Below are 23023 nucleotides of genomic sequence, written 5' to 3' on the forward strand. Positions count from 1 at the left end.
CCGCCTGCGACACAGATACAGAACGAAGCAGCACGGGCATTTCTCGACACATGGCCGATACCTGGCGGGCTTCAAATGGCTCTCGACCGGGGAGCGAACAGCTTCCCACCCAAAGCCCCCGCAGGAGATCCATCATGAACTTCAAGACCCTTGCCAGTGCCAGCCTGTTCGCCGTGCTCAGCGTCGGCGCCATCGCCGCCCAGGCCAGTACCCAACCGATGCCCGACAGCCAGGCCATGCAGTACCGCTACGGTGATCACCTGGACGTCAAGCGCGTATTGTCGGTAAAGAACGACCGCAGCAACGCGTGTGGCGTGGTCAACACCCGCATGGACTACCTGGACTCGCAGGGCCAGGCACAGAGCGTCGAGTACCGCACCTACGCCACCGGCGGTTGCCATGACAACTGATCGCACCCAGGCCGAGCCAGGCAGCCCCTGGCGACGCCGCTCGCTCAAGCTGGGCGGTGTAGTCCTGGCGCTCGCTGGGCTGGGCCTGGCCGGGCACCTGTTGGCGCGGGACGACCTGGGGCCAATGCCTTCGCTGGCAGGTGCCCAGGCGTGGATCAACTCGCCGCCGCTGGATGCTCCGGCGCTCAAGGGCAAGGTCGTGCTGGTGGACTTCTGGACCTGGGACTGCATCAACTGCAAGCGCAGCATGCCGTACGTCAACCAGTGGGCCAAGCGCTATGCCGACCAGGGGCTGGTGGTGGTGGGCGTGCATACGCCGGAGTACGACTACGAGCATGATGTGGGCAATCTCAGGCAGAAGGTACGTTCGCTCGACATCGGTTATCCGGTGGCGGTCGACAACGATTACCGGATCTGGAATGCCTGGGGCAATCAGTTCTGGCCGGCGCATTACTTCGTCGATCGCAAGGGGCAAGTGCGCCATGTGCATTTCGGTGAAGGGGACTACGCCGGTCAGGAACAGGTGATCCGCGAGCTGCTGGCCGAGCCATCGACGTAGGCCCAGGCTAGCGCTGGCGCAGGAGACGACTCACCGCAAACTGGCAAAGTGTGCCTGCATCCGTATCGGGTCGGCCTGGCGAGCGCTGAACAGCTCGAATGCCTTGACCGCCTGGAACACGGCCATGGTACCGCCGTCGAGTGTCTGGCAGCCCAGCGACCGGGCATGGCGCAACAGTTCGGTTTCGAGCGGGAAGTAGATGATCTCGGCCACCCACAAGCGCCTGTGCAGCAGTTCGACCGGCAACGGTGTACCCGGCAGCTTGGCCATGCCCACTGGCGTGGTGTTGACCAGCCCGTCGGCTGCCGCCAAGGCGTCGGCCAGGTTCTCGCCCAATTGTGCGCGGCCGGTTCCGAAGCGTGTGTTGAGGTTGTCCACCAGCGCTTGCCCGCGTGCGCGGTCTATCTCGAACAGCACCAGGCACTCGACTTCTTCGGCCAGCAGCGCATGGGCCACTGCTGCCCCCGCACCGCCAGCCCCCATTTGCACCACCTGACGCCGGGCAACGCCGGGCAGGCCTCGGCGCAGGCCTTCGGCGAAACCCAGGCAGTCGGTGTTGTGGCCGATGCGCCTGCCGTCCTTGAACAGCACTGTGTTGACGGCGCCGATGCCGCGCGCCTCGTCTGACAGTTCATCCAGAAACGGCAGGATCGCCTGCTTGAACGGGAAGGTGATGTTCAACCCGGTAAAGCCGGTGTGCTGTGCCGCGTCGAGCAAGCGGGGCAGGGCGCTGTCGTCCAGGCCCAGCTGGTCGACATCGATCAGCCGATACAAGTAGCGCAAGGTCTGGGCATCGCCCTCTTGCTCGTGCAGCGCAGGTGTGCGCGAGGCCTGGATGCCGCGCCCGATCAGGCCAGCGAGGATGCTGTGCGGCCTCATGCAGCCACCTCCTGCAGCAGTTGCTGGAAATGCGCCAGCGCTGCGCGGTAGCCCTGGCTGCCCAATCCGCAGATCACCCCCACGGCCACCGCCGATACGAACGAAAGGTGTCGGAACGGTTCGCGCTTGTAGATGTTGGACAGGTGCACCTCGATCACCGGCAGCTCACAGGCGACCAAGGCGTCACGGATGGCAACCGAGGTGTGGGTCCAGGCACCGGGATTGATCAGGATGCCGGCGCAGCGACCTCGGGCGCCATGGATCCAGTCGATCAATTCACCTTCATGGTTGGTCTGGCGAAACTCGGTTTCCAGGCCCAGCTCGCGGGCGCTGGCGGCGCACAGGTTCGCAAGGTCGGCGAGGGTTTCCCGGCCATAGTGACCGGGTTCGCGTGTGCCCAGCAGGTTGAGGTTGGGGCCGTTGAGTACAAGGATTGGGCATGACATGGCGCAGCATCGCTTTTATTGTTGGCTGCAGTAAGTTTTGTACTATCTGGTTAGTTTTGTAAATCGGCGGCACCATTCGGCATCAAAAACGGGGGCGATAATCGCCCATCGTTCCGGCTGGATTACAGAATCGTAATCTTCACGCCACCGCCACGATAACCGCCGCGCCCTAGAGTCCCTCGCCAGCAACCGCCAGCCGTCGAGGATCCCAGACCGTGCCGTTCAAACCCTCCCGCTCCCTTGTCCTGATTTGCCTGCTGTCGGCCAGTGCTTTCGCCCAGGCAGGACAGGGCCTGACCCTGGGCCAGGCGCTCGATGCGGCGTTTGCCGATAACCCGGACCTGGCTGCCGTGCGCCAGGGACAGGGCATTGCCGATGGCGAACGGCGCCAGGCCGGGCTGATACCTAACCCGGAGCTTTCCTGGGAGCGTGAAGACACTCGCCGCGACACCAGTACCACCACGGTCATGCTCAGCCAGGCGCTCGAGTTGGGTGGCAAACGGGGCGCGCGTGTCGAGGTGGCCAAGGCCGGTCAGGATATCGCCCGGCTGGAGCTCGAGCGCCAAGGCAATGGCCTGCGTGCCGATGTGACCCAGGCGTTCCATGCTGCACTGCGGGCGCAGACTGCGGTGGAGCTGGCCGAGCAGTCCAAAGCCTTGACCGAACGGGGCCTGCGGGTGGTACAGGCGCGGGTCACGGCGGGCCAGTCATCGCCGGTCGAGGCCACTCGCGCCGAAGTGCAGTTGGCCCAGGCCCTGGCGCAACTGCGTCGCGCCGAAGCGGATCGCGTGGTGGCCTGGCAGGCGCTGGCGCGCTTGACCGGCAGCGCCGAGGTGGCGTTCACACAGCTTGATGGCAGCGGCTTGTTGCCTGGCCCGGCGCCACAGGCCGAGGTCTTGCTGGGCAAGGTCGAACAGACTGTCGAGTGGCGCCTTGCCGCCGTGCAGATCGAGCGCTCAGAGGCTGCGCTAGGTTCGGAAAAAGCCCAGCGTATCCCCAACCTAACGGTCAGCCTGGGCAGCCAGTACAGCCGCGAGGACCGCGAACGGGTCAACGTGGTCGGCCTGTCCATGCCGCTGCCGCTGTTCGATCGAAACCAGGGCAACGTGCTGGCGGCCTCGCGTCGCGCCGACCAGGCCCGCGACCTGCGCAACGCGGTGGAACTGCGCCTGCGCAGCGACACCTGCAGCGCCCTGAGCCAGTGGGCCATGGCCATGGCCGAGGTCAACGCCTACGACCGCACAATTCTGCCCTCGGCACGCCAGGCGGTAGATACCGCCACGCGCGGCTTCGAGCGCGGCAAGTTCGCGTTCCTCGATGTCCTGGACGCCCAGCGCACGCTGATCGAAGCCCGTGGGCAGTACCTCGACGCCCTGGCTTCGGCAAGTGATGCGCGGGCCCAGATCGAGCGGATCTATGGCCAGCTGGATGCCGGGCGCTGAGGCGCGAATCGAGCGTTCCACCTTCTTCATTTGCAGCAGGAGCCCCCATGAACACCACCCGCAAGTTCGCCCTCCTTGCCACCCTGGTCGCCGTGATCGGCGCCGGTGGGTTGGCCTGGACCGGCAACCTCGGCCCCGGAAAGACCAGTGAGTCCGGCCAAGACGACCATGGCAACGACGGCCACGACCACGGCAGCGCGCCGGCAGCGTCCGGCGAGGAAGCTCACGACGAAGAGGGCGAGCTGCACCTTTCCGCTGCGCAGATCGAGGCGGCCGGGGTCCAGTTGGTCACCGCCGGCCCGCGCGCCCTGGGGACGTCGATCAGTTTTCCTGGCGAGATCCGTTTCGATGAGGACCGTACCGCCCACGTGGTGCCGCGTGTTCCTGGTGTGGTCGAGTCGGTGCAGGCCGACCTGGGCCAGCCGGTCAAGCGTGGCCAGGTGCTGGCGGTGATCGCCAGCCAACAGATTTCCGAGCTGCGCAGCGAGCAGCAGGCGGCGCAGCGGCGGGTCGAGCTGGCGCGGCTGACCTTCGAGCGTGAAAAGCAGCTGTGGCAGGAGCGCATCAGCGCCGAGCAGGATTACCTGCAGGCTCGCCAGGTCTTGCAGGAAGCTGAAATCGCCTTGGCCAATGCCGGGCAGAAGGTGGCTGCCGTGGCCCCGGCGGGGGCGGGCAATCGCTACGAACTGCGTGCACCGTTCGATGCGGTGGTGGTGGAAAAACACCTGGCCGTTGGCGAGGTGGTGAGTGAGGCCAGCAACGCCTTCACCCTGTCTGATTTGAATCGGGTCTGGGCCACGTTCGCCGTAACCCCGCGTGATCTGGACAAAGTTACCAGCGGGCGCGCCGTGACGGTCAGTTCGCCGGACCTCGATGCGCAGGTCGAGGGCACCATCAACTACGTCGGCAACCTGCTCGGTGAGCAGAACCGCGCCGCCACCGCTCGCGCCACGCTGGCCAACCCCAAGGGGTCGTGGCGCCCAGGGCTGTTCGTCAATATCGCGGTGACTGTCGAGCAGGCAGAGGCTGCCGTGGTGGTTCCGCAGGTTGCCCTGCAGACCCTCGAAGAGCGCAGCGTGGTGTTCGCCCGCACCCCTGATGGCTTCCAGGCGTTGCCGGTCAGGACGGGTCGTCGCGATGGCGGTTTCGTCGAAATCACCGAAGGCCTGGCCAGCGGCACCCAGGTGGCGGCGGCAGGTAGCTTTGTCCTCAAGTCCGAGCTGGGCAAGGGCTCGGCCGAGCACAGTCACTGATCCGGGAAACCCTCATGTTCGAACGCCTGATTCAATTTGCCATCGAGCAACGCCTGGTGGTGATGCTTGCCGTGGTGCTGATGGCTGCGGTGGGCATCCACAGCTACCAGAAGCTGCCGATCGACGCGGTGCCCGATATCACCAACGTGCAGGTGCAGATCAACACCGCTGCACCCGGCTATTCGCCGCTGGAGACCGAGCAGCGCATCACCTATGCCATCGAGACAGCGATGGCCGGCCTGCCCGGGCTGAAGCAGACCCGGTCGCTGTCGCGTTCAGGGTTGTCGCAGGTGACAGTGATCTTCGATGACGTCACCGATATCTTCTTCGCCCGGCAACTGGTCAACGAGCGCCTGCAAGTCGCTCGCGAACAGTTGCCAGAGGGCATCGAAGCCAGCATGGGGCCGATCTCGACGGGCCTGGGGGAGATCTTCCTGTGGACGGTCGAAGCCCAGGACGGCGCACTCAAGGAGGACGGCACGTCCTATACCGCTACCGACCTGCGGGTGATCCAGGACTGGATTATCAAGCCCCAACTGCGCAATGTGCCGGGTGTGGCCGAAGTCAACAGCATCGGGGGCCACGCCAAGCAGTACCTGATTGCACCGGATCCCAAGCGCCTGGCGGCGTACAAGCTCACCCTCGACGACCTGATCGCGGCGTTGCAGGGCAACAATGCCAACGTCGGCGCCGGCGCCATCGAGCGCAACGGCGAGCAGTTGCTGGTGCGTGCGCCGGGGCAGGTGGCGTCGATCGAGGATATTGCCAATATCGTCATCTCCAGTGCCGATGGCGCGCCAATTCGTGTCAGCCATGTGGCCCAGGTCGGCCTGGGCGAGGAACTGCGCTCGGGCGCGGCGACCGAGAATGGCCGCGAGGTGGTATTGGGCACCGTGTTCATGCTGATTGGCGAGAACAGCCGCACAGTGTCCCAGGCGGTCGCGGCGAAGCTTGCCGAGATCAACCGCAGCCTGCCCAAGGGGGTGATGGCGGTCACGGTGTACGACCGCACCAACCTGGTGGAAAAAGCCATCGCCACGGTGAAGAAAAACCTGGTCGAAGGCGCCATCCTGGTGGTCGCGGTACTGTTCCTGTTCCTGGGCAACATCCGTGCGGCATTGATCACGGCCATGGTCATACCGCTGTCGATGCTGTTCACCTTCACCGGCATGTTCGCCAACAAGGTCAGCGCCAACCTCATGAGCCTGGGGGCGCTGGACTTCGGCATCATCGTCGACGGTGCCGTGGTGATCGTCGAGAACGCCATCCGCCGACTGGCTCATGCCCAGCACAAGCACGGGCGCATGCTGACCCGTGCCGAGCGCTTCCATGAAGTGTTCGCGGCCGCTCGCGAGGCACGCCGGCCCCTGATCTACGGGCAGTTGATCATCATGGTGGTGTACCTGCCGATATTTGCCCTGACCGGTGTGGAAGGCAAGATGTTCCACCCCATGGCGTTCACCGTGGTCATGGCCTTGCTGGGGGCGATGATTCTTTCGGTGACCTTCGTGCCGGCGGCGATTGCGTTGTTCGTTACCGGCAAGGTGAAGGAGGAGGAAGGTGTGCTGATGCGTACTGCTCGCCAGCGTTACGCTCCGGTGCTCGCCTGGGTGCTGCAACGACGCAAGCTGGCCTTCACCGCCGCTGCAAGCCTGGTGCTGCTGTCGGGTGTATTGGCCAGCCGCATGGGCAGTGAGTTCATCCCCAGCCTCAGCGAGGGTGACTTCGCCCTGCAGTCGCTGCGGGTGCCGGGCACCAGCCTGAGCCAATCGGTGGACATGCAGCAACGCCTGGAACGGGCGATCATCGCCCAAGTGCCCGAGGTCGAGCGGGTATTCGCCCGCACCGGTACTGCCGAGATCGCCTCGGACCCGATGCCGCCGAACATCTCCGACGCCTATGTGATGCTCAAGCCGCGTGAGCAATGGCGCGATCCAGGCAAGCCGCGCGAAGCGCTGATTGCCGAGGTGCAGCAAGCCGCCGCCAGTGTGCCTGGCAGCAACCATGAACTGTCGCAACCCATCCAACTGCGCTTCAACGAGCTGATTTCCGGGGTGCGCAGCGATGTGGCGGTGAAGGTCTTCGGCGATGACATGGACGTGCTCAACGCCACGGCGGCGAAAATTGCCACCACCTTGCAGCAGGTGCCGGGGGCATCGGAGGTCAAGGTCGAGCAGACCACCGGGTTGCCGGTACTGACCATCGATATCGACCGCGACAAGGCGGCACGCCACGGTCTGAACATTGCCCAGGTGCAGGATGCGGTGGCCATCGCTGTCGGCGGGCGCAAGGCGGGGACGCTGTACGAGGGTGACCGGCGCTTCGACATGGTGGTGCGCCTGTCCGAAGCCCTGCGCACGGACGTCGACGGGCTGGCGAACCTGCTGATACCGGTGCCGGCCGGTGCTGGCGCGGCACAAATCGGCTTCATCCCGTTGTCGCAGGTGGCGAGCCTCAACCTGCAATTGGGCCCGAACCAGGTCAGCCGCGAGGATGGCAAGCGTGTGGTGGTGGTCAGTGCCAACGTGCGTGGCCGCGACCTGGGCTCGTTCGTCGAGCAGGCCGAGCAGGCCCTGATCGACCAGGTGCAGGTCCCGCTTGGGTACTGGACACGCTGGGGCGGGCAGTTCGAGCAGTTGCAGTCGGCTGCCGAGAGGCTGCGGGTAGTGGTCCCGGTTTCACTGCTGCTGGTGATGGCGTTGCTGCTGATGATGTTCAACAACCTGCGTGACGGCTTGCTGGTGTTCACCGGGATTCCCTTCGCCCTGACCGGAGGGGTGCTGGCCTTGTGGCTGCGGGACATTCCATTGTCGATTTCGGCAGGGGTCGGGTTTATCGCGCTGTCGGGGGTTGCGGTACTTAACGGCCTGGTGATGATCGCCTTCATTCGCAGCCTGCGAGAAGAGGGGCGATCGCTGCGGGTGGCGGTCGAGGAGGGCGCATTGACCCGGCTGCGGCCGGTATTGATGACCGCGCTGGTGGCGTCGCTGGGGTTCATCCCGATGGCGCTGGCCACCGGCACGGGCGCCGAGGTGCAGCGGCCGCTGGCGACAGTGGTGATCGGCGGGATCCTGTCGTCGACGGCCTTGACCTTGCTGGTGTTGCCCGCACTCTATCGCTGGGCGTATCGGCGGGAAGAAGAGTGAGGTGGCTGCCAGTCGGCTCCGGTGATGTCAGGCCGGGGCTGGCTGGCTCCCCAGCGATTCCTCATGCAGGGAAATGCGCGAAGTCTCCGGCAGCGCCAGCCCGCCAACCAGCGCCACCAGGGCGATGATCACCAGGTAGAAGGCCGGTGCCAGGCTGCTGCCGGTCTGTCCGATCAGCCAGGTCGCCACCAGCGGCGCGGTACCGCCGAACAGGGTATAGGCGACGTTGTAGGTGATGGCCGAGGCAGTGTAGCGGGTCCGGGTCGGGAAACTCTCCGACAGCAAGGCCGCTGTCACCACACCGCTGGACAAGGCGCCTACCGCCAGCAGGATCACGCCCAGCAGCGCGCCTGGCATCGAGCCGGAGCTGGCCAGCCAGTACGCGGGGAACACGCAGACCATCACCCAGATGCACGTGAAGCCGATGGTGCGGCGGCGTCCGATCCGGTCCGAAAACGCACCTGCCAACGGGCAGCCGGCTGCTGCGAACAGCAGCGCCACGGTGGTTACCAACAGCGACTGGGCGCGGCTGAGGTTGCCGACCAGTTGCAGGTAGGTGGCGAAGTAGGTGGTGAACATGTAGAACGACAGCGCCGTCAGTGAAATGAATGCGCCCAGGTTGCGGATCGCCCGGCCATGGTGGCGAAGCGTTTCCTTGAGTGGCGAATGTTCATGCTCGCGGCCCTCGGCGATGGCCTCGCGGAAGGCGGGTGTTTCTTCCATGCGCCAGCGCAGGTAAAGCCCGACCAGGCCCAGCGGTGCGGCGATCAGGAAGGGCACGCGCCAGCCCCAGGTGTTCATGGCGTCTGGCGTCAGGCTGGCTTCGAGGGCATAGGCAATGACCGCCGCGCAGGCGAATGCCGAGAAGGTCGAGACCGGCACGAAGCTGCCGTAGAACGCACGTTTTTCCCGAGGCGCATGCTCCATCAGGTAGGCGCAGGCCCCGGCGTACTCGCCACCTGCGGAAAAACCTTGCAGGCAGCGCGCCAGGGTCAGCAGTGCGGGCGCGGCGATGCCGATGCTGGCGTAGGTCGGCAGCAGCCCGATGAGTGTTGTTGAACCGGCCATGAGCAGGATGGTCAGCGACAGGATGCGCTTGCGCCCCAGGCGATCGCCCAGTGCACCGAACACGATGCCGCCCAGCGGACGCAGGGCGAAGGCCACGGCGAAGACGGCGAAGGTCTTGAGCAGGGCGACGCTGGCGTCCTGGCTGGCGAAAAACTGGCTGGCGATCAGCGTGGCGAGAAAACCGTACACCGCGAAATCGAACCACTCGACGAAGTTACCGATGGCCGATGCGGCAATCACCCGACGCAGGGTGGCGGGCGATACCTCATGGGATACAGACATGCGAATGCTCTCCGGTTGTCATAGGCAGCCTGGCAGGGGGTGGACACGGTCGAGCCGTGTCGTCTGGTTGTCAGGGCCAGTAGAGCGGAGGGCGGGGGGCGGTGCATCCTTGAGGGCGACACCGGGATATCTGTTTCGACCGCGGATCTATCGCGAACAGGGCACGACAGTCGCCGTTCAGACAGCGAACACCACCCCGGTACGCGAGGCGGCGTTGCGGATATGCTCCTGCATCGCTCGCTGAGCCCCGGCTTGCGACCGGCGTTCGAGGGCCTTGAGGATCTTGCGATGTTCCTGCCAGGTTTCCATGGCCCGCTCAGGGCGAATGAACGGCAGCTTCTGGCTCTCCAGGAAAATTTCCTGGCTCGCGGTGATGACCTGCAGCATCGCCTGGTTGCCGCAGGCCTGCAGCAGCAATTGATGGAACTCGAAATCGAGCCGCGCCGCGTTCTCGAAGCGCCCCTCGCGCAGCTCCTGGCGCATGGCTTCGACATTGGCCTGGAGCCGGTCGATATGGTCGGCGGTCAATGCCAGCGCCGCTTGCCCGGCGGCAAAACCCTCCAGTGCATAGCGCAGTTGGAACGTATCGGCGGCCGATACCTGCTCGGCATAGGGCCAGGAAAACCCACTGGGTGCCGGACTCTGTACGAATACGCCCTTGCCGGGCTGCACGCTCACCAAGCCCAAGGCGCTGAGCGACGACAGCGCTTCACGCAGTGAGGCGCGGCTGACCCCGAGTCGCTCTGCCAGGTCACGTTGCGAAGGCAGGGGATCGCCCGGCTGGTAACCGCCTTCATCGATGAGCTTGCGGATGGCCTGCAGGGCCAGTTCCGGGACGGCGCGGGGGAGAGTGTCGAGCATGCTGTTCAGACCAGTCAGAGGGCAATGACGCTGACGTTTTACGGTGAACCGACCGTGCTGGCAAGCGTTGCGCCAACCTGGCGCAGCCCCGAAAGGCCTTGCACGAAAGCAGGGCGCGCTCCAGGTCAGAGGACGACCATGCGGTACAACTGTTCAGACCAGTAAGACCTTGCAGCCACGGGCCTGGCGGCCTTTCGCAAAGGGCGTGGGCGCAGACTGGCATGCCCCCTGCAATGGCCAGGTCAGTCCCATCACCCGAATTCCAGCGAGGCCTTTTCATGACGACGTTCCGCTCCCTGTTCCTGGCGACTCTGTTCTGTGGCACCACCCTTGCGCTGCCCTTGGCCCAGGCCGACGCCTTGGCCGATATCAGTGCCCGTGGCGTGCTCAAGGTCGCCGTGCCCCAGGACTTCCCGCCGTTCGGTTCGGTCGGCCCGGACATGAAACCGCGTGGTCTGGATATCGATACCGCGCAACTGCTGGCCGACAAGCTTGGCGTCAAGCTGGCCCTGACCCCGGTCAACAGCACCAACCGCATCCCGTTCCTGACCACCGGCAAGGTCGATCTGGTGATCTCGAGCCTGGGCAAGAACCCTGAGCGTGAGGCGGTGATCGACTTCTCGCGCCCCTACGCGCCGTTCTACCTGGCCGTTTTCGGCCCGGCCGAAGCGAAGATCGATGACATTGGTGCAGTCGCCGGCAAGACCATCAGCGTCACCCGCGGCTCGATCGAGGACATGGCCCTGACTGCCGTGGCGCCCAAGGATGCGGTGATCAAGCGCTTCGAAGACAACAACTCGACCATCGCCGCCTACCTTTCCGGGCAGGTCCAGTTGATCGCCAGCGGCAGCGTGGTGATGTCGGCCATCGCCGAGAAGAATCCGGCCAAGGTGCCGGTGGTGAAGGTCAAGCTGAAGGACTCGCCGGTCTACGTGGGGGTGGCCAAAAATGAGGCGGCGCTGCTGGATAAGGTCAACAGCACCCTGGCTGCGGCCAAGGCCGACGGTAGCCTGAACCGCAATGCCGAGAAATGGCTCAAGCAACCTCTCCCAGCCGATCTTTGAGCGGCTGCGGACACCTCTAGCCATGGCTTATCAATTCGACTTCGCCCCCGTCCTTGCCCAGAGTGACCTGCTGCTCAAGGGGGCCTTGTTCACCCTGCAGCTGACCGCCATCGGCACCGTGCTCGGCCTTGCCATCGGCGTGATCGGCGCCGGTGTGCGGGCCTGGCGCCTGCGCCCGTTCGACCTGCTGTTCGGCCTGTACGTGGAACTGATCCGCAACACGCCGTTCATCGTGCAGCTGTTCTTCATCTTCTTCGGCCTGCCCGCATTGGGCGTTCGCCTGAGCGAATGGGAGGCGGCCGTGCTGGCGATGGTGATCAACCTGGGCGCCTATTCCACCGAGATCATTCGCGCCGGCATCCAGGCCATTCCCAGGGGGCAACTGGAGGCCGCGGCGGCCCTGGCCATGAGTCGTTTCGAGGCGTTCCGTCACGTGGTCCTGCGTCCTACGCTGGCCAAGGTCTGGCCGGCGCTGTCCAGCCAGATCGTGATCGTCATGCTCGGCTCGGCGGTGTGTTCGCAGATTGCCACCGAGGAACTGTCGTTCGCCGCCAACTTCATCCAGTCGCGCAACTTCCGCGCTTTCGAGACCTACCTGCTGACCACCGTCCTGTACCTGCTGATGGCCATCCTCGTGCGCCAACTGCTGAACTGGATCGGGCAGCGCCTGCTGATGGGGAAACGCTGAATGGACTTCACCTTCTGGGACATCCTGCGCAACCTGCTGACGGGGCTTCAGTGGACACTGGCGTTGTCGCTGGTGGCATTCGCCTGTGGCGGCCTGGCCGGGTTGCTGGTGCTGATCGGGCGCATTTCCGAGCGGGCGCTGCCACGGCGCCTGGCGCGAGGCTACATCGAGCTGTTTCAGGGTACACCGCTATTGATGCAGTTGTTCATGGTGTTCTTTGGCATTGCGCTGTTCGGTATCGACGTTTCTGCGTGGATGGCGGCGGCCATTTCCCTGACGCTGTTCACCAGCGCGTTTCTCGCCGAGATCTGGCGCGGGTGTGTGGAGTCGATTCCACGTGGCCAGTGGGAGGCCTCCGGCAGTCTGGCGCTCAGCCGTATGGAGCAGTTGCGCCACGTCATCCTGCCCCAGGCACTGCGCATCGCCATCGCGCCGACCGTGGGCTTCTCGGTGCAGGTGGTCAAGGGCACGGCGGTGACCTCGATCATCGGCTTCACCGAGCTGACCAAGACCGGCGGCATGATCGCCAACGCCACCTTCGAACCCTTCATGGTCTATGGCCTGGTCGCACTGGGTTATTTCATTCTCTGTTATCCGCTCTCGCTGAGCGCCCGTTATCTGGAAAGGAGGCTGCATGCCCCTGCTTAGAGTGTCCGCGCTGCACAAATACTACGGCGACAACCACGTGCTCAAGGGCGTCGACCTGAGCATCGAAGAGGGCGAAGTGGTCGCGATCATCGGCCGCAGCGGCTCGGGCAAGAGCACCTTCCTGCGCACCCTCAACGGCCTTGAGTCGATCAGCGACGGGGTGATCGAGGTGGACGGTGAATACCTCGACGCCAGTCGCGCCGACCTGCGCGCATTGCGTCAGAAGGTCGGGATGGTGTTCCAGCAGTTCAATCTGTTCCCGCACCTGACCGTGGGCGAGAACGTGATGCTGGCACCGCAGGTGGTGAAAAAGGCCGACAAGGCCCAGGCGCGCGAGATGGCTGAGCGCATGCTGGCCAGGGTGGGGCTGGCGGAGAAATTCGACGCCTACCCGGATCGCCTCTCCGGCGGGCAGCAGCAGCGAGTGGCGATTGCCCGCGCACTGGCAATGTCGCCCAAGGTCTTGCTGTGCGACGAGATCACCTCGGCGCTGGATCCGGAGCTGGTCAATGAGGTGCTGGGCGTGGTGCGACAACTGGCCAGCGAAGGCATGACCCTGATCATGGTCACCCATGAGATGCGCTTTGCGCGTGAGGTGGGCGACAAGCTGGTGTTCATGCACCAGGGCAAGGTGCATGAAGTGGGGGACCCGAACGCACTGTTCGCCGCCCCGCGTACGGCGGAACTGGCGAACTTCATCGGGATGACGGCGATGGTGTGAGCAAGACCGTGACAGGTGAGGGTCAACCAGTTCTCGCCCAGCCATCGTGTAGCGTGCAGTGACCTCCAGGCTTTCAGTGTTCGCGCAGATCGCTCAGCAGGCGCTCCAGCGTGGCGCGAGCTTGTTCATCCAGCCCGAACACCGGCCGACGCGGTTCGCCCACCGGCAGCCCGGTCATGGCCAGTCCGGCCTTGATGGTCGCCGGCAAACCACCCTTGAGAATGAAGTCCAGCAACGGCAACTGGTGGTAGAACAGCGCCTGGGCCTGCTTGAGGTCGGCGTCGAGTACCGCCTGGTACAGCTGCAGGTTCAATTGGGGAATGAGGTTGGCCGCAGCAGTGCACCAACCTTTTGCCCCGGCCACGAAGGCTTCCAGCGCCAGCGGGTTGCAGCCGTTGTAGAACGGCACCTGGCCTTCACCGAGCAGTTGCAGCCTGTGCATGCGCTGGATGTCGCCAGTGCTCTCCTTGACCATGGTGACGTTGTCCACCTCGCGCACGATGCGCAGGATCAGTTCCACTGGCATATCAGTGCCGCTGGTGGCGGGGTTGTTGTAGAGCATGATCGGCAGGTCGATGGCCGCGCCGATGCTGCGGTAATGCGCGAGGATCTCGTTGGGGCTGAGCTTCCAGTACGCCGAAGGCAGCACCATCACCGCATCGGCGCCATGCTGTTGGGCGAAGCGGGCGCGGCGGATCGCTCCGGCGGTGGTCAGGTCGGAGACACTGACGATGCTGGGCACTCGCTTGGCAATGCGTTCGAGGCTGTACTGGGCGACCTGATGCCATTCGCTGTCGCTCAGGTAGGCGCCTTCACCGGTGCTGCCCAGCGGGGCGATGGCCTGGACGCCGCTGTCGATGAGGCGATCGATGGATTGGCCCAGGGCAGGCAGGTCGAGCTGTTCGCCACTCTGGCTGAACGGGGTGATGGTGTAGCCGATGATGCCGTGGAATTCTGTGGTCATGAGGTGTGGCTCCGCAAGCAAGGCATTCAGGGGTCAGTCAAGGCAGTTGGCGTGTTTGCGCAGGCTCTGCCGGGCGAAATAGTTGAACGAGGCGCCGTGGCGCTTGGGGCGGTCGATCCAGTCGTGGGCTTCACGGCCAAGCTTGGGGTCGATGGGTTTGATGCTGCCGGCCGACATCGCCAGCAGCTGCAGGCGCGCGGCACGTTCGATCAGTTGGGCATAGACGCACGCCTGCTCGATACTGGTGCCGGTGGACAATTGGCCGTGGTGCGAAAGCAGGATGGCGCGCTTGTCGCCCAGGGCCTGACTGATGATCTCGCCTTCTTCGTTACCCACTGGCACGCCGGGCCAGGCACCGAGGAACGCGCAATCGTCGTACAGCGGGCAGAGGTCCATGTGCGAGACCTGCAGCGGCACCTCCAGCATCGACAGGGCGGCAACATGGGTGGGATGGGTGTGGATGATGCAGTTCACGTCTGGCCGGGCGCGGTACACCCAGCTGTGAAAGCGGTTGGCGGGGTTGGGCATGCCTTGGCCTTCGAGCACCTCCAGGTCTTCGTTGACCAGCAGCAGGTTGCTGGCACTGATCTCGTCGAAGCCCAGGCCCAGTTGCTGGGTGTAGAAAGTGCCAGGCTCCGGGCCGCGGGCGCTGATCTGCCCGGCCAGGCCTGAGTCATGGCCATGGTCGAAGAGAATTCGACAGGTCAGGGCCAGCTTTTCGCGTACAGTCCACGTATTATCGGCGAGTGAGCCTTGCATCTGTGCCAGCGCTTTGTGCACCAGTTGCTCTTTGCCGAGTGTCAGGGTGTTGGCCATGGGGATATCCTCTGTGGCGTGCTGTTGATGCCAGTGCTTGCCCGCCCCGCTGCTTTGATCGGGAGAGGGGCGGTCAATTGCATGACACAAATAAATCTACATGACACAAAGTGTCATTAGCAAGGCCGTTCACTCGGGAAAACCGCGCCGCATGTCTATCCGCTTGAAACTGCTGAGAAAAAAACTGGGCATTACCCTGGAAGTGCTGGCTGAGAAATCCGGCATGACCAAGAGCTACCTGTCGAAGGTCGAGCGTGGGTTGAACACGCCTTCGATCGCGGCAGCGTTGAAGCTGGCCAGGGCACTGAACGTCAATGTCGAAGAGCTGTTCGCCGAAGATCACACTGTCCAGGCGCGCTACAGCCTGGTGCGCGGTAGTGAGCGCCAGGCGCTGGTGGGGGATGGTGCGGGCCCGGGTTATGCGGTGCTGACTTCACAGATCGGCCAGCGCAGCCTGTTACCCTTTCTGATTCAGCCACCCCGCGATTTCAGCGACCCCACGTTCAAGGAGCACCAGGGCGAGGAATTCCTGTTCGTCCATGCGGGCCAGGTCGAGGTCGACTTCATGTCTGAACGGGTGTTGCTGGAGCAGGGTGATGCCCTGCATTTCAACGCGCAGACACCGCACCGCCTGCGTTCGGTCGGCGAGTGCCAGGCGCAGTTGCTGGTCGTGGTACAAGGCGGTGAGGCGTGAGGCGCGGACGATGATCGAAGTGTCGCGGTTCTGGCGCGATCCAGCGCTGCCCTTCGTCGAGGCGCGGCGGGTGGGTGATGGGCGCCAGGTGTGTTATGGCCCGCATTCGCATGAAGGTTTTTCCATTGGCGTGGTCACGGGCGGGCGCAGCAGCTACCTGTCCGGTGATACCTGGCGCGAGCTTACGGCCGGGGCCACGGTGCTGATGAACCCTGGCGTGGTACATGCGTGCAATCCGATTGAGGGAGGGGCCTGGTCGTATCTGATGTTGTACGTCGACCTGCCCTGGCTGGAGGCGCAGGGCTTCGTCCTGCCTCAGGCCACCTACAGCGAGTCGCCAGCGCTCTATGCGCGACTGTTGCAACTCTTTGCTGGACTGTTCGATGGCGACACGGACGTCAGCGAGGTGATGCTGACGGCGTTCTTCAAGGCGCTGCCGGGATACCTCGAAGCGGCGCCAGACGCGCATTCCCAGGCACATCCGCGTCTGGAGACGGCAGCGGCCTTCATTCGTGCCCATCGCCTCGACCCTTTGAGCCTCGACGATATTTGCGCCGCCGCGGGGTTGTCGCGGGCTTATCTGATTCGCGCGTTCCGCCGACGCTTCGGCTTGACGCCCCATGGGTATCTGGTCGATCAGCGGGTACAGCACGCCCGGGCGCAGTTGCGCCGCGGACGCGGGATCGCCGAGGTGGCGCTGGAGGCGGGTTTTGCCGATCAGGCGCACCTGCAGCGTGCCTTCAAGCAGCATCTGGCGGCCACGCCGGGGCATTACCGCAGCGGCGGTTGTGCGCGTTAACCCAGCACCAGGTACAGCGCACTGGCGACCAGCAATACCGCCAATCCGCGATTGAACAGACGCATGTGGCGCGGGTTCCCCAGGTACTGACTGATCACGCTGCCAGCCCAGGCCCAACTGGCCACCGAGACGAAGCAGATGGGCGCATACAGCCAGGTGAACAGCCACAGCAGTTGGTGATCGCCGCCAGTGTAGGCGCCGATCCCGGCCACTGAAGCCAGCCAGGCCTTGGGATTGAGCCACTGCATCACAGCGCCGTGCCAGAATGACGGCGCCTGCGCCTGATGACCGGCGTTCAGCTGGCCGTTGTCGCTGGACAGTTTCCAGGCCATGTACAACAGGAACAGCACCCCACCCCAGTGCAGCAGGCGACTTAGCACTGGCCAGCGCAGCAGCACTTCATGCAGCCCCAGGCCGATCAGTACCAGCAGCAGGCAGAATCCCACGCTGGCGCCTGCGGCATGGCCCAGGCTGGCGCGCAGCCCGTGACGTGCACCGCTGCCGAGGGCGACGATATTCACAGGGCCAGGAGAAATCGAGGCCGCGAGGGCGAAGGCGGCCATGGACAGGGACAGGCTCATGAAGGGCTTCCTTGGTGTCGAATGAGGTCAGCATCCTGTGTCACCCTTGAGGTTCTGGTATTGAACGAAAGTGCTCAATCGACGCTGTTACAGCTTTTGTAATAGTTTCACACTGTCAGAAAAACCTGCTTCGATTGTAGGATCACCTTCCCAAATTTCTATCAAGGTATCTATGAGCACCTTCGCGGAGCCCCCCAGTCCTCGGCCGTCCTGGCCATCCTTTCCGCGTCTTCGTGACGTCTCTCCCGAGAGTACCCGCTAATGGAATGGCTAGCTGACCCTACAGCCTGGCTAGGCCTGCTGACGCTTATCGTCCTTGAGCTGGTGCTGGGTATCGACAATCTGGTGTTCATCGCCATCCTCGCCGACAAGTTGCCGCCGCATCAGCGCGACCGTGCCCGGGTGATCGGCCTGACCTTGGCCTTGCTGATGCGCCTGGGCCTGCTTGCCTCCATCTCGTGGATGGTGACGCTGACCGCGCCGCTGTTCGAGGTCTGGGGCAAGAGCTTCTCTGGCCGTGACCTGATCATGCTGTTCGGTGGTGTGTTCCTGTTGTTCAAGGCCACCATGGAGTTGCACGAGCGTCTGGAAGGGCATGTGGCCCAGAGTACCGGTGTTGTGCGTCACGCTGCCTTCTGGCCGATCGTCGCGCAGATCGTCGTGCTCGATGCGGTGTTCTCGCTGGATGCGGTAATCACGGCCGTGGGCATGGTCGAGCAGCTCTCGGTGATGATGATCGCAGTGATCTTCTCCATCGGCATCATGATCGTTGCCAGCAAGCCGCTGACCCGTTTCGTCAACGCCCACCCGACGGTGATCATGCTGTGCCTGGGCTTCCTGATGATGATCGGTTTCAGCCTGACTGCCGAAGGCCTGGGCTTCCATATCCCCAAAGGCTATCTGTATGCGGCAATCGGTTTCTCGATCCTGATCGAGCTGTTCAACCAGGTGGCACGCGCTCGCCGCAAACGCAGCCTGCAGCAGCACAAGCCGCTGCGTGAGCGCACGGCCCATGCTGTACTGCGCTTGCTGGGTGGCCGACGTATCGAGGCTGACGAGGTGGGCGAGGAAATCGCCGACCTGGTCGAAGGGGGTGACGAACAGGTGCTGTTCGACCGCCGTGAGCGGGTGATGATCAGCGGTGTGCTGAACCTGGCCGAGCGACCGATCCGCACCGTGATGACCGTGCGTGCCGAGGTGGATGCGATTGATCTGGCGCTGCCGGATGAGGTCATTACCCAGGCCTTGGTCAACTCGCCCTACTCGCGACTGCCCCTGATTCGTGACGGTCGTATCGATGAGCCGCTGGGCTTCGTGCACAAGAAGGAGTTGCTCAAGGAGTTGCTCTCGGGCAACCAGCCAGACCTTGAAAGCATGGTGCGTACGCCGCTGAACCTGCTGGAGAGTTTCAGTATTCTCAACGCGTTGGAGCAGATGCGTGGTCAGTCCACTCACATCGCCTTCGTGGTCAACGAATTTGGTGACTTCACCGGCGTGCTGACCATGACCGATATCCTCGAGTCCATCGCTGGCGAATTGCCGGACGCCAGTGAGGTGGAAGGGCCGGGGATCGTCGAGGAGGCGGGCGGTTTCGTGGTCAGTGGTGCTCTGAACCTGAGCCAGGTCCAGGCGCGCACCGGCTTTGTCGCCCGCGCCACCGAGGATTACCAGACCATGGCCGGCCTGGTGATGAGCCTGCTCGATCGTTTGCCGGTGGTGGGCGATCGACTGGCCTGGAACGGTTGGACCATGACGGTAGTGGCAGTGGAGGAGCGCCGGGTACGCCAGGTGCGTCTTACACCGAGCGACGTCGCTGACGCAGCAGGTGCTTGATGCCTTCGAGCACCAGTACCAGCACCGCAGCCCAGATCGGCAGGTAGGTCAGCCACTGGTCAGGCGCGATGCTCTCGCCCAGGAGCAAGGCTACGCCGACCAGCAGCACCGGTTCGACGTAGCTGAGCAAGCCGAACAGGCCGAATGGCAGCAGGCGACTGGCGAGCACGTAGACGATCAGCGCCGAAGCGCTGATCGCGCCCAGCAGTGGGATCAGGCCATACAGCCCTGGATGTGCAGCCAGGTCGGCGCTCGACAGCGGGCCCTGGATCACGAAGTACAAGGCCCATGGCAGCAGCAGGCACATGTCGCACCACAAGCCACCCAGGTGGTCGGTGCGGCAGCGTCGGCGCAGCACGAAATAGATCGGGTAGCCGATCACCACCACCAGGGTCTCCCAGGCGAAACTGCCATGCTGGTAGAGCTCGTGACCGACGCCAAGTGCCGCGCAGCCTACTGCCAGCTTCTGCAGGCGTGACAGGCGCTCGCCATAAACCACCCTGCCGGTCAGGACCATGGCCAGCGGCAGCAGGAAATACCCCATCGACACCTCCAGGCTACGCCCGTGCAGCGGCGCCCAGAGGAACAGCCACAACTGGACTCCCAGCAGCCATGACGTGCCGACCATGCCCAGGAACAGACGAGGGGTCTGGCGAACACGTGCCAACAGTTCGCCGACATGCCTCCAGTCCTTGCTGAGCAGCATGAACAGGGTAAGGCATGGCAGGGTCAGCAGGGTGCGCCAGCCGAAGATCTCCTCGCCGTCGAGCGGCGCGAGCATGGAGGTATAGAAGTACATCACGGCGAACAGACAGGATGCCATGACAGACGAGATGATGCCTTTTGACACGAAAGCCTCGGTTGCAGAAGGTGAGCGGACGAATCAGCCGGGCATGATCTCAGGGGGCACGCCCTGGGGCAACCGCAAGCTGGCGGGCTGTGCAGCGAGCGCCTTCAGGAATTCTTCCAGCGGCATTGGCCGGGCATACAGGTAGCCCTGTTGGAAGTCCACCTGGTGGCGCGCCAGGTAATCACGCTGAACGTCGGTTTCCACGCCCTCGGCGACCATGCCGAGCCCCAGCTTGGTCGACAGTTCGATGATGGTGTCGAGGATGTGCTGCGACAGCGCATCGCTGCCGATCATGGCGACGAAACTCTGGTCGATCTTCAGGTAGTCGATCTTGAACTGGCGCAGGTAGTTGAGGCTGGACTGGCCGGTGCCGAAGTCGTCCAGGGCAATCATCACGCCCATCTGGTGGAGCTTTTCGAACAGCTCCAAGGTGATGGGCGTCGCTTCGATCAATTTGCGCTCGGTCAGCTCCAGGGTCAGGACCACCCGGCCAGGTGGAAAATGCTGGAGAAAGGTGCGGCAATCGTCAAGCAGTCGCAGGTCGCGACAGTGGTCGGCGGTGATGTTGATGCCAATGTGGAAGCCGTCCTCCATCAGCGCCGAATAGGGCGCCAGGCCTTGGGCGGTAAGCAGCATCAGGGCACGGGTCATGGGCACGATCTGCCCACTGTGTTCGGCGTAGGGGATGAACAGATCGGGGCGTACCAATCCTTCGTGCGGATGTTGCCAGCGCATCAACACTTCGGCACCGGCCCAGCGGTAGTCACCCTTGCGCACCACCGGCTGAAAGTATGGGATGAACTCGTTCGCCTCCAGCGCCCGGTTCAACTCGGCCCTTGACGACGAGGCGCGTCGCAGTTGCCAGCGACAGGCCAGACCGATAAGTACACCGATGACCAATAGAAGACTGAGCAGCGCCGGGTACTGGCTACGCAGCACTTCCATCGGTTTGTCCGGGCCGTAGCCTCCATGGACGCTGAACGGGTAGCGCACCGAATGTTGAGAGACTGGTGCGCTGGGGGCTGTTGGGGGGACGCCGGTATGGACCAGGCCATCGGCGCTCAACCAATGCTTGCCGATCTGAATCTGCAGGGTTTCGTCATCGGCGATCAGGCGCAGGGCCGTCAGCAGGTGGTCACCGTCGAGCGTTACGATGGCGCCGCGGCCCTCTTGACCGGTGCGATACACCAACAGCGGATGGCCCGGCGTGACCGAGTTGCCATCCATCAGCCATAGCTGGCCCTCAGTGTAGTCGAGGGTGTTGACCGGTTCGTCGTAATCGCCGAACAGCGAGGAGCAATACAGGGTGTCGTGGTCGAACAGGTTGGTTGAGCGCACGAACGCATTGCGTGTCACTTGCTCGCGCAGGGCCAGTGTGACTTCGCTACAAGGGCGTCCAGCCAGAGGCAACAGTGCTTGTGCTGCCGTGGAGAGCCCGCCCAGGATACGCTCCATGTGGCTGACGACCTGCTGCACGGTAGCCTGGCTGTTCTCTCGCAGGTCGCGTTCGATCTGCCAGTGCATGATCGCCAGGCCGCACAGCATTGGCAGTGCGCCGACGGCCCAGGGCAGCAGACTGCGCCAGCTCCAGCGGGCAGAGCGTTTAACCGTAAGAGGCATGCGGGTCTAGACTTGAATGGCTGGTGGTAGCACAAGGATAGCTCGGACCTTCGGCACATTGCCGAACTAAAGCGCGACAAAGGAAATTACGCCCTGTAGAATCAGTTTACGAATACAAGAATAAGGTCTTCCCCTCCTGGGAGGCCGACCCAGCCGAGACCAGGTTCATATGGCATATCACGGGTTCAAGCTGCTCTTTGGCGATTTTCTCTCCCGCAGCGTGAGGGGTATTCCCTGCTCACCACCTTGTCTGTCCGACATCCCAAGCGTTTGACACCGTTTTTTCTGCTGTAGATGAGGACACGAACATGGCTGATATCTTCGACAACCCGATGGGCCTGATGGGCTTTGAGTTCATCGAGTTCGCTTCGCCCACGCCTGGCGTGCTGGAGCCGGTATTCCAGGCACTGGGCTTCACCAAGGTGGCGACTCACCGCTCCAAGGATGTCCACCTTTATCGCCAGGGTGGCATCAACCTGATCCTGAACAACGAACCCAAGAGCATCGCTTCGTACTTTGCTGCCGAGCATGGCCCGTCCGTCTGCGGCATGGCATTCCGCGTGCGCAATGCGCATGAAGCCTATGCCCGTGCACTGGAGCTGGGGGCCCAGCCGGTGGAAATCGAAACCGGCCCGATGGAGCTGCGGCTGCCAGCGATCAAGGGTATCGGCGGTGCGCCGCTGTACCTGATCGACCGCTTCGAGGAAGGCAGCTCGATCTATGACATCGACTTCAACTTTATCGAAGGCATCGACCGCAATCCGGCAGGCGCGGGGCTGAAGATTATCGATCACCTCACGCACAACGTCTACCGCGGGCGAATGAGCTATTGGGCTGGCTTCTACGAGAAGCTGTTCAACTTCCGCGAGATCCGCTACTTCGACATCAAGGGCGAGTACACCGGGTTGACCTCACGTGCCATGACTGCGCCGGACGGCATGATCCGTATTCCGCTGAACGAGGAATCGTCGAAGGGATCGGGCCAGATCGAAGAGTTCCTGATGCAGTTCAACGGCGAAGGCATTCAGCACGTAGCCTTCCTCACCGACGACCTGCTCAAGACCTGGGATGCCCTGAAGGCCATCGGCACACGCTTCATGACCCCGCCGCCACAAACTTACTACGAGATGCTCGAAGAGCGCCTGCCGGGGCACGGCGAGCCGGTCGACCAGTTGCAGGCTCGGGGTATTCTGCTCGATGGTGCGTCCGCGCCAGGCGACAAGCGCCTGTTGTTGCAGATCTTCTCGGAGACCCTGCTGGGGCCGGTGTTCTTCGAATTCATCCAGCGCAAAGGTGACGATGGCTTTGGCGAAGGTAATTTCAAGGCTCTATTCGAGTCCATCGAGCGCGACCAGGTCCGGCGCGGTGTGCTGAACGTCGAATAAGCCTTGAGAACAGG

At 63.6% G+C, this 23023-nt stretch carries 22 protein-coding genes; 13 read left to right on the forward strand and 9 right to left on the reverse strand.

Annotation, left to right across the window (positions count from 1 at the left end):
* The first annotated feature begins 134 nt into the window (after positions 1–134).
* Both ACPZMI_RS25060 and ACPZMI_RS25065 read left to right on the forward strand, forming a co-directional pair.
* Entirely contained in the window at positions 135–410 is a 276-nt protein-coding gene (locus ACPZMI_RS25060; protein WP_186708195.1) for a DUF2790 domain-containing protein, read from the forward strand.
* Positions 400–969 carry a thioredoxin family protein gene (locus ACPZMI_RS25065; RefSeq protein WP_426353261.1) on the forward strand — a complete coding sequence of 190 codons (570 nt, stop codon included), beginning with the start codon at positions 400–402 and terminating at the stop codon, positions 967–969. The genes ACPZMI_RS25060 and ACPZMI_RS25065 overlap by 11 nt, the downstream gene beginning before the upstream one ends.
* A 30-nt stretch (positions 970–999) precedes the next feature.
* Here the strand turns inward: ACPZMI_RS25065 and ACPZMI_RS25070 are convergent, their stop codons facing one another.
* Complete coding sequence (locus ACPZMI_RS25070; protein WP_426353262.1) at positions 1000–1848, reverse strand: shikimate dehydrogenase; 849 nt, start codon at positions 1846–1848, stop codon at positions 1000–1002.
* Positions 1845–2294 carry a type II 3-dehydroquinate dehydratase gene (aroQ, locus tag ACPZMI_RS25075; protein WP_186664973.1) on the reverse strand — a complete coding sequence of 150 codons (450 nt, stop codon included), beginning with the start codon at positions 2292–2294 and terminating at the stop codon, positions 1845–1847. The genes ACPZMI_RS25070 and aroQ overlap by 4 nt, the downstream gene beginning before the upstream one ends.
* A gap of 245 nt (positions 2295–2539) precedes the next feature.
* Between aroQ and ACPZMI_RS25080 the strand changes: the two genes are divergently transcribed.
* The 3 genes from ACPZMI_RS25080 to ACPZMI_RS25090 are packed head-to-tail and all read left to right on the forward strand — an operon-like array spanning position 2540 to position 8135.
* A complete protein-coding gene (locus ACPZMI_RS25080) occupies positions 2540–3736 on the forward strand; it encodes a TolC family protein (protein ID WP_426353296.1) in 1197 nt (398 codons plus the stop codon).
* Positions 3737–3783: 47 nt separating this feature from the next.
* On the forward strand, positions 3784–4989 hold the full coding sequence (locus ACPZMI_RS25085) for an efflux RND transporter periplasmic adaptor subunit (protein WP_426353263.1): 1206 nt from the start codon (positions 3784–3786) through the stop codon (positions 4987–4989).
* A gap of 14 nt (positions 4990–5003) precedes the next feature.
* Positions 5004–8135: an efflux RND transporter permease subunit gene (locus ACPZMI_RS25090; RefSeq protein WP_426353264.1), complete on the forward strand. Its 3132-nt coding sequence runs from the start codon at positions 5004–5006 to the stop codon at positions 8133–8135.
* A 27-nt stretch (positions 8136–8162) separates the two neighbouring features.
* Here the strand turns inward: ACPZMI_RS25090 and ACPZMI_RS25095 are convergent, their stop codons facing one another.
* Together ACPZMI_RS25095 and ACPZMI_RS25100 are read right to left on the reverse strand one after the other, a co-directional pair.
* Positions 8163–9485 (reverse strand): MFS transporter, encoded by a 1323-nt coding sequence (locus ACPZMI_RS25095; protein WP_426353265.1) that lies wholly within the window; start codon positions 9483–9485, stop codon positions 8163–8165.
* A gap of 177 nt (positions 9486–9662) precedes the next feature.
* Entirely contained in the window at positions 9663–10346 is a 684-nt protein-coding gene (locus tag ACPZMI_RS25100; protein WP_426353266.1) for a FadR/GntR family transcriptional regulator, read from the reverse strand.
* Between the two features lie 278 nt (positions 10347–10624).
* Here ACPZMI_RS25100 and ACPZMI_RS25105 point away from each other — a divergent pair, with 278 nt between their 5' ends.
* The 4 genes from ACPZMI_RS25105 to ACPZMI_RS25120 are packed head-to-tail and all read left to right on the forward strand — an operon-like array spanning position 10625 to position 13467.
* A complete protein-coding gene (locus tag ACPZMI_RS25105; protein WP_186664961.1) occupies positions 10625–11410 on the forward strand; it encodes a transporter substrate-binding domain-containing protein in 786 nt (261 codons plus the stop codon).
* 22 nt (positions 11411–11432) lie between these two features.
* Positions 11433–12098 (forward strand): amino acid ABC transporter permease, encoded by a 666-nt coding sequence (locus ACPZMI_RS25110; RefSeq protein ID WP_426353267.1) that lies wholly within the window; start codon positions 11433–11435, stop codon positions 12096–12098.
* On the forward strand, positions 12099–12746 hold the full coding sequence (locus ACPZMI_RS25115) for an amino acid ABC transporter permease (RefSeq protein WP_054890698.1): 648 nt from the start codon (positions 12099–12101) through the stop codon (positions 12744–12746). It begins immediately after the preceding gene.
* Entirely contained in the window at positions 12733–13467 is a 735-nt protein-coding gene (locus tag ACPZMI_RS25120; RefSeq protein WP_186664957.1) for an amino acid ABC transporter ATP-binding protein, read from the forward strand. Before ACPZMI_RS25115 ends, ACPZMI_RS25120 begins: the two co-directional genes overlap by 14 nt.
* Positions 13468–13540: 73 nt before the next feature.
* Here the strand turns inward: ACPZMI_RS25120 and ACPZMI_RS25125 are convergent, their stop codons facing one another.
* Both ACPZMI_RS25125 and ACPZMI_RS25130 read right to left on the reverse strand, forming a co-directional pair.
* Positions 13541–14431 carry a dihydrodipicolinate synthase family protein gene (locus ACPZMI_RS25125; RefSeq protein WP_426353268.1) on the reverse strand — a complete coding sequence of 297 codons (891 nt, stop codon included), beginning with the start codon at positions 14429–14431 and terminating at the stop codon, positions 13541–13543.
* Between the two features lie 33 nt (positions 14432–14464).
* On the reverse strand, positions 14465–15247 hold the full coding sequence (locus tag ACPZMI_RS25130) for an aldolase (RefSeq protein ID WP_186664954.1): 783 nt from the start codon (positions 15245–15247) through the stop codon (positions 14465–14467).
* 151 nt (positions 15248–15398) lie between these two features.
* Between ACPZMI_RS25130 and ACPZMI_RS25135 the strand changes: the two genes are divergently transcribed.
* Together ACPZMI_RS25135 and ACPZMI_RS25140 are read left to right on the forward strand one after the other, a co-directional pair.
* A complete protein-coding gene (locus tag ACPZMI_RS25135; RefSeq protein WP_426353269.1) occupies positions 15399–15941 on the forward strand; it encodes a helix-turn-helix domain-containing protein in 543 nt (180 codons plus the stop codon).
* A 10-nt stretch (positions 15942–15951) separates the two neighbouring features.
* The gene (locus ACPZMI_RS25140) at positions 15952–16740 is read left to right on the forward strand and encodes an AraC family transcriptional regulator (RefSeq protein WP_426353270.1); all 789 of its coding nucleotides are present in this window, start codon (positions 15952–15954) and stop codon (positions 16738–16740) included.
* Here ACPZMI_RS25140 and ACPZMI_RS25145 read toward each other — a convergent pair.
* Positions 16737–17321 (reverse strand): LysE family translocator, encoded by a 585-nt coding sequence (locus ACPZMI_RS25145; protein WP_186664951.1) that lies wholly within the window; start codon positions 17319–17321, stop codon positions 16737–16739. The genes ACPZMI_RS25140 and ACPZMI_RS25145 overlap by 4 nt on opposite strands.
* A gap of 261 nt (positions 17322–17582) precedes the next feature.
* Between ACPZMI_RS25145 and ACPZMI_RS25150 the strand changes: the two genes are divergently transcribed.
* Positions 17583–19154 carry a TerC family protein gene (locus tag ACPZMI_RS25150; protein WP_426353271.1) on the forward strand — a complete coding sequence of 524 codons (1572 nt, stop codon included), beginning with the start codon at positions 17583–17585 and terminating at the stop codon, positions 19152–19154.
* Here the strand turns inward: ACPZMI_RS25150 and rarD are convergent.
* Together rarD and ACPZMI_RS25160 are read right to left on the reverse strand one after the other, a co-directional pair.
* Complete coding sequence (rarD, locus tag ACPZMI_RS25155) at positions 19117–20004, reverse strand: EamA family transporter RarD (protein WP_426353272.1); 888 nt, start codon at positions 20002–20004, stop codon at positions 19117–19119. The two genes, ACPZMI_RS25150 and rarD, sit on opposite strands and share 38 nt — an antisense overlap.
* A gap of 33 nt (positions 20005–20037) precedes the next feature.
* The gene (locus tag ACPZMI_RS25160) at positions 20038–21624 is read right to left on the reverse strand and encodes an EAL domain-containing protein (RefSeq protein WP_186664948.1); all 1587 of its coding nucleotides are present in this window, start codon (positions 21622–21624) and stop codon (positions 20038–20040) included.
* A 308-nt stretch (positions 21625–21932) separates the two neighbouring features.
* On the opposite strand from ACPZMI_RS25160, the gene hppD reads away from it, so the two are divergent.
* The gene (gene hppD, locus ACPZMI_RS25165; protein WP_186664947.1) at positions 21933–23009 is read left to right on the forward strand and encodes a 4-hydroxyphenylpyruvate dioxygenase; all 1077 of its coding nucleotides are present in this window, start codon (positions 21933–21935) and stop codon (positions 23007–23009) included.
* Positions 23010–23023: the final 14 nt, after the last annotated feature.

Origin of the sequence: Pseudomonas wayambapalatensis (genome assembly GCF_049942315.1) — a bacterium.
Lineage (GTDB): Bacteria > Pseudomonadota > Gammaproteobacteria > Pseudomonadales > Pseudomonadaceae > Aquipseudomonas > Aquipseudomonas wayambapalatensis.

What these genes read in the sequence shown, in the direction of transcription:
- ACPZMI_RS25060 (WP_186708195.1), top strand. Translation starts at nt 135, where the DNA reads ATGAACTTCAAGACCCTTGCCAGTGCCAGCCTGTTCGCCGTGCTCAGC.
- ACPZMI_RS25065 (WP_426353261.1), top strand. Translation starts at nt 400, where the DNA reads ATGACAACTGATCGCACCCAGGCCGAGCCAGGCAGCCCCTGGCGACGC.
- ACPZMI_RS25070 (WP_426353262.1), bottom strand. Translation starts at nt 1,848, where the DNA reads ATGAGGCCGCACAGCATCCTCGCTGGCCTGATCGGGCGCGGCATCCAG.
- aroQ (WP_186664973.1), bottom strand. Translation starts at nt 2,294, where the DNA reads ATGTCATGCCCAATCCTTGTACTCAACGGCCCCAACCTCAACCTGCTG.
- ACPZMI_RS25085 (WP_426353263.1), top strand. Translation starts at nt 3,784, where the DNA reads ATGAACACCACCCGCAAGTTCGCCCTCCTTGCCACCCTGGTCGCCGTG.
- ACPZMI_RS25090 (WP_426353264.1), top strand. Translation starts at nt 5,004, where the DNA reads ATGTTCGAACGCCTGATTCAATTTGCCATCGAGCAACGCCTGGTGGTG.
- ACPZMI_RS25095 (WP_426353265.1), bottom strand. Translation starts at nt 9,485, where the DNA reads ATGTCTGTATCCCATGAGGTATCGCCCGCCACCCTGCGTCGGGTGATT.
- ACPZMI_RS25100 (WP_426353266.1), bottom strand. Translation starts at nt 10,346, where the DNA reads ATGCTCGACACTCTCCCCCGCGCCGTCCCGGAACTGGCCCTGCAGGCC.
- ACPZMI_RS25105 (WP_186664961.1), top strand. Translation starts at nt 10,625, where the DNA reads ATGACGACGTTCCGCTCCCTGTTCCTGGCGACTCTGTTCTGTGGCACC.
- ACPZMI_RS25110 (WP_426353267.1), top strand. Translation starts at nt 11,433, where the DNA reads ATGGCTTATCAATTCGACTTCGCCCCCGTCCTTGCCCAGAGTGACCTG.
- ACPZMI_RS25115 (WP_054890698.1), top strand. Translation starts at nt 12,099, where the DNA reads ATGGACTTCACCTTCTGGGACATCCTGCGCAACCTGCTGACGGGGCTT.
- ACPZMI_RS25120 (WP_186664957.1), top strand. Translation starts at nt 12,733, where the DNA reads ATGCCCCTGCTTAGAGTGTCCGCGCTGCACAAATACTACGGCGACAAC.
- ACPZMI_RS25125 (WP_426353268.1), bottom strand. Translation starts at nt 14,431, where the DNA reads ATGACCACAGAATTCCACGGCATCATCGGCTACACCATCACCCCGTTC.
- ACPZMI_RS25130 (WP_186664954.1), bottom strand. Translation starts at nt 15,247, where the DNA reads ATGGCCAACACCCTGACACTCGGCAAAGAGCAACTGGTGCACAAAGCG.
- ACPZMI_RS25135 (WP_426353269.1), top strand. Translation starts at nt 15,399, where the DNA reads ATGTCTATCCGCTTGAAACTGCTGAGAAAAAAACTGGGCATTACCCTG.
- ACPZMI_RS25140 (WP_426353270.1), top strand. Translation starts at nt 15,952, where the DNA reads ATGATCGAAGTGTCGCGGTTCTGGCGCGATCCAGCGCTGCCCTTCGTC.
- ACPZMI_RS25145 (WP_186664951.1), bottom strand. Translation starts at nt 17,321, where the DNA reads ATGAGCCTGTCCCTGTCCATGGCCGCCTTCGCCCTCGCGGCCTCGATT.
- ACPZMI_RS25150 (WP_426353271.1), top strand. Translation starts at nt 17,583, where the DNA reads ATGGAATGGCTAGCTGACCCTACAGCCTGGCTAGGCCTGCTGACGCTT.
- ACPZMI_RS25160 (WP_186664948.1), bottom strand. Translation starts at nt 21,624, where the DNA reads ATGCCTCTTACGGTTAAACGCTCTGCCCGCTGGAGCTGGCGCAGTCTG.
- hppD (WP_186664947.1), top strand. Translation starts at nt 21,933, where the DNA reads ATGGCTGATATCTTCGACAACCCGATGGGCCTGATGGGCTTTGAGTTC.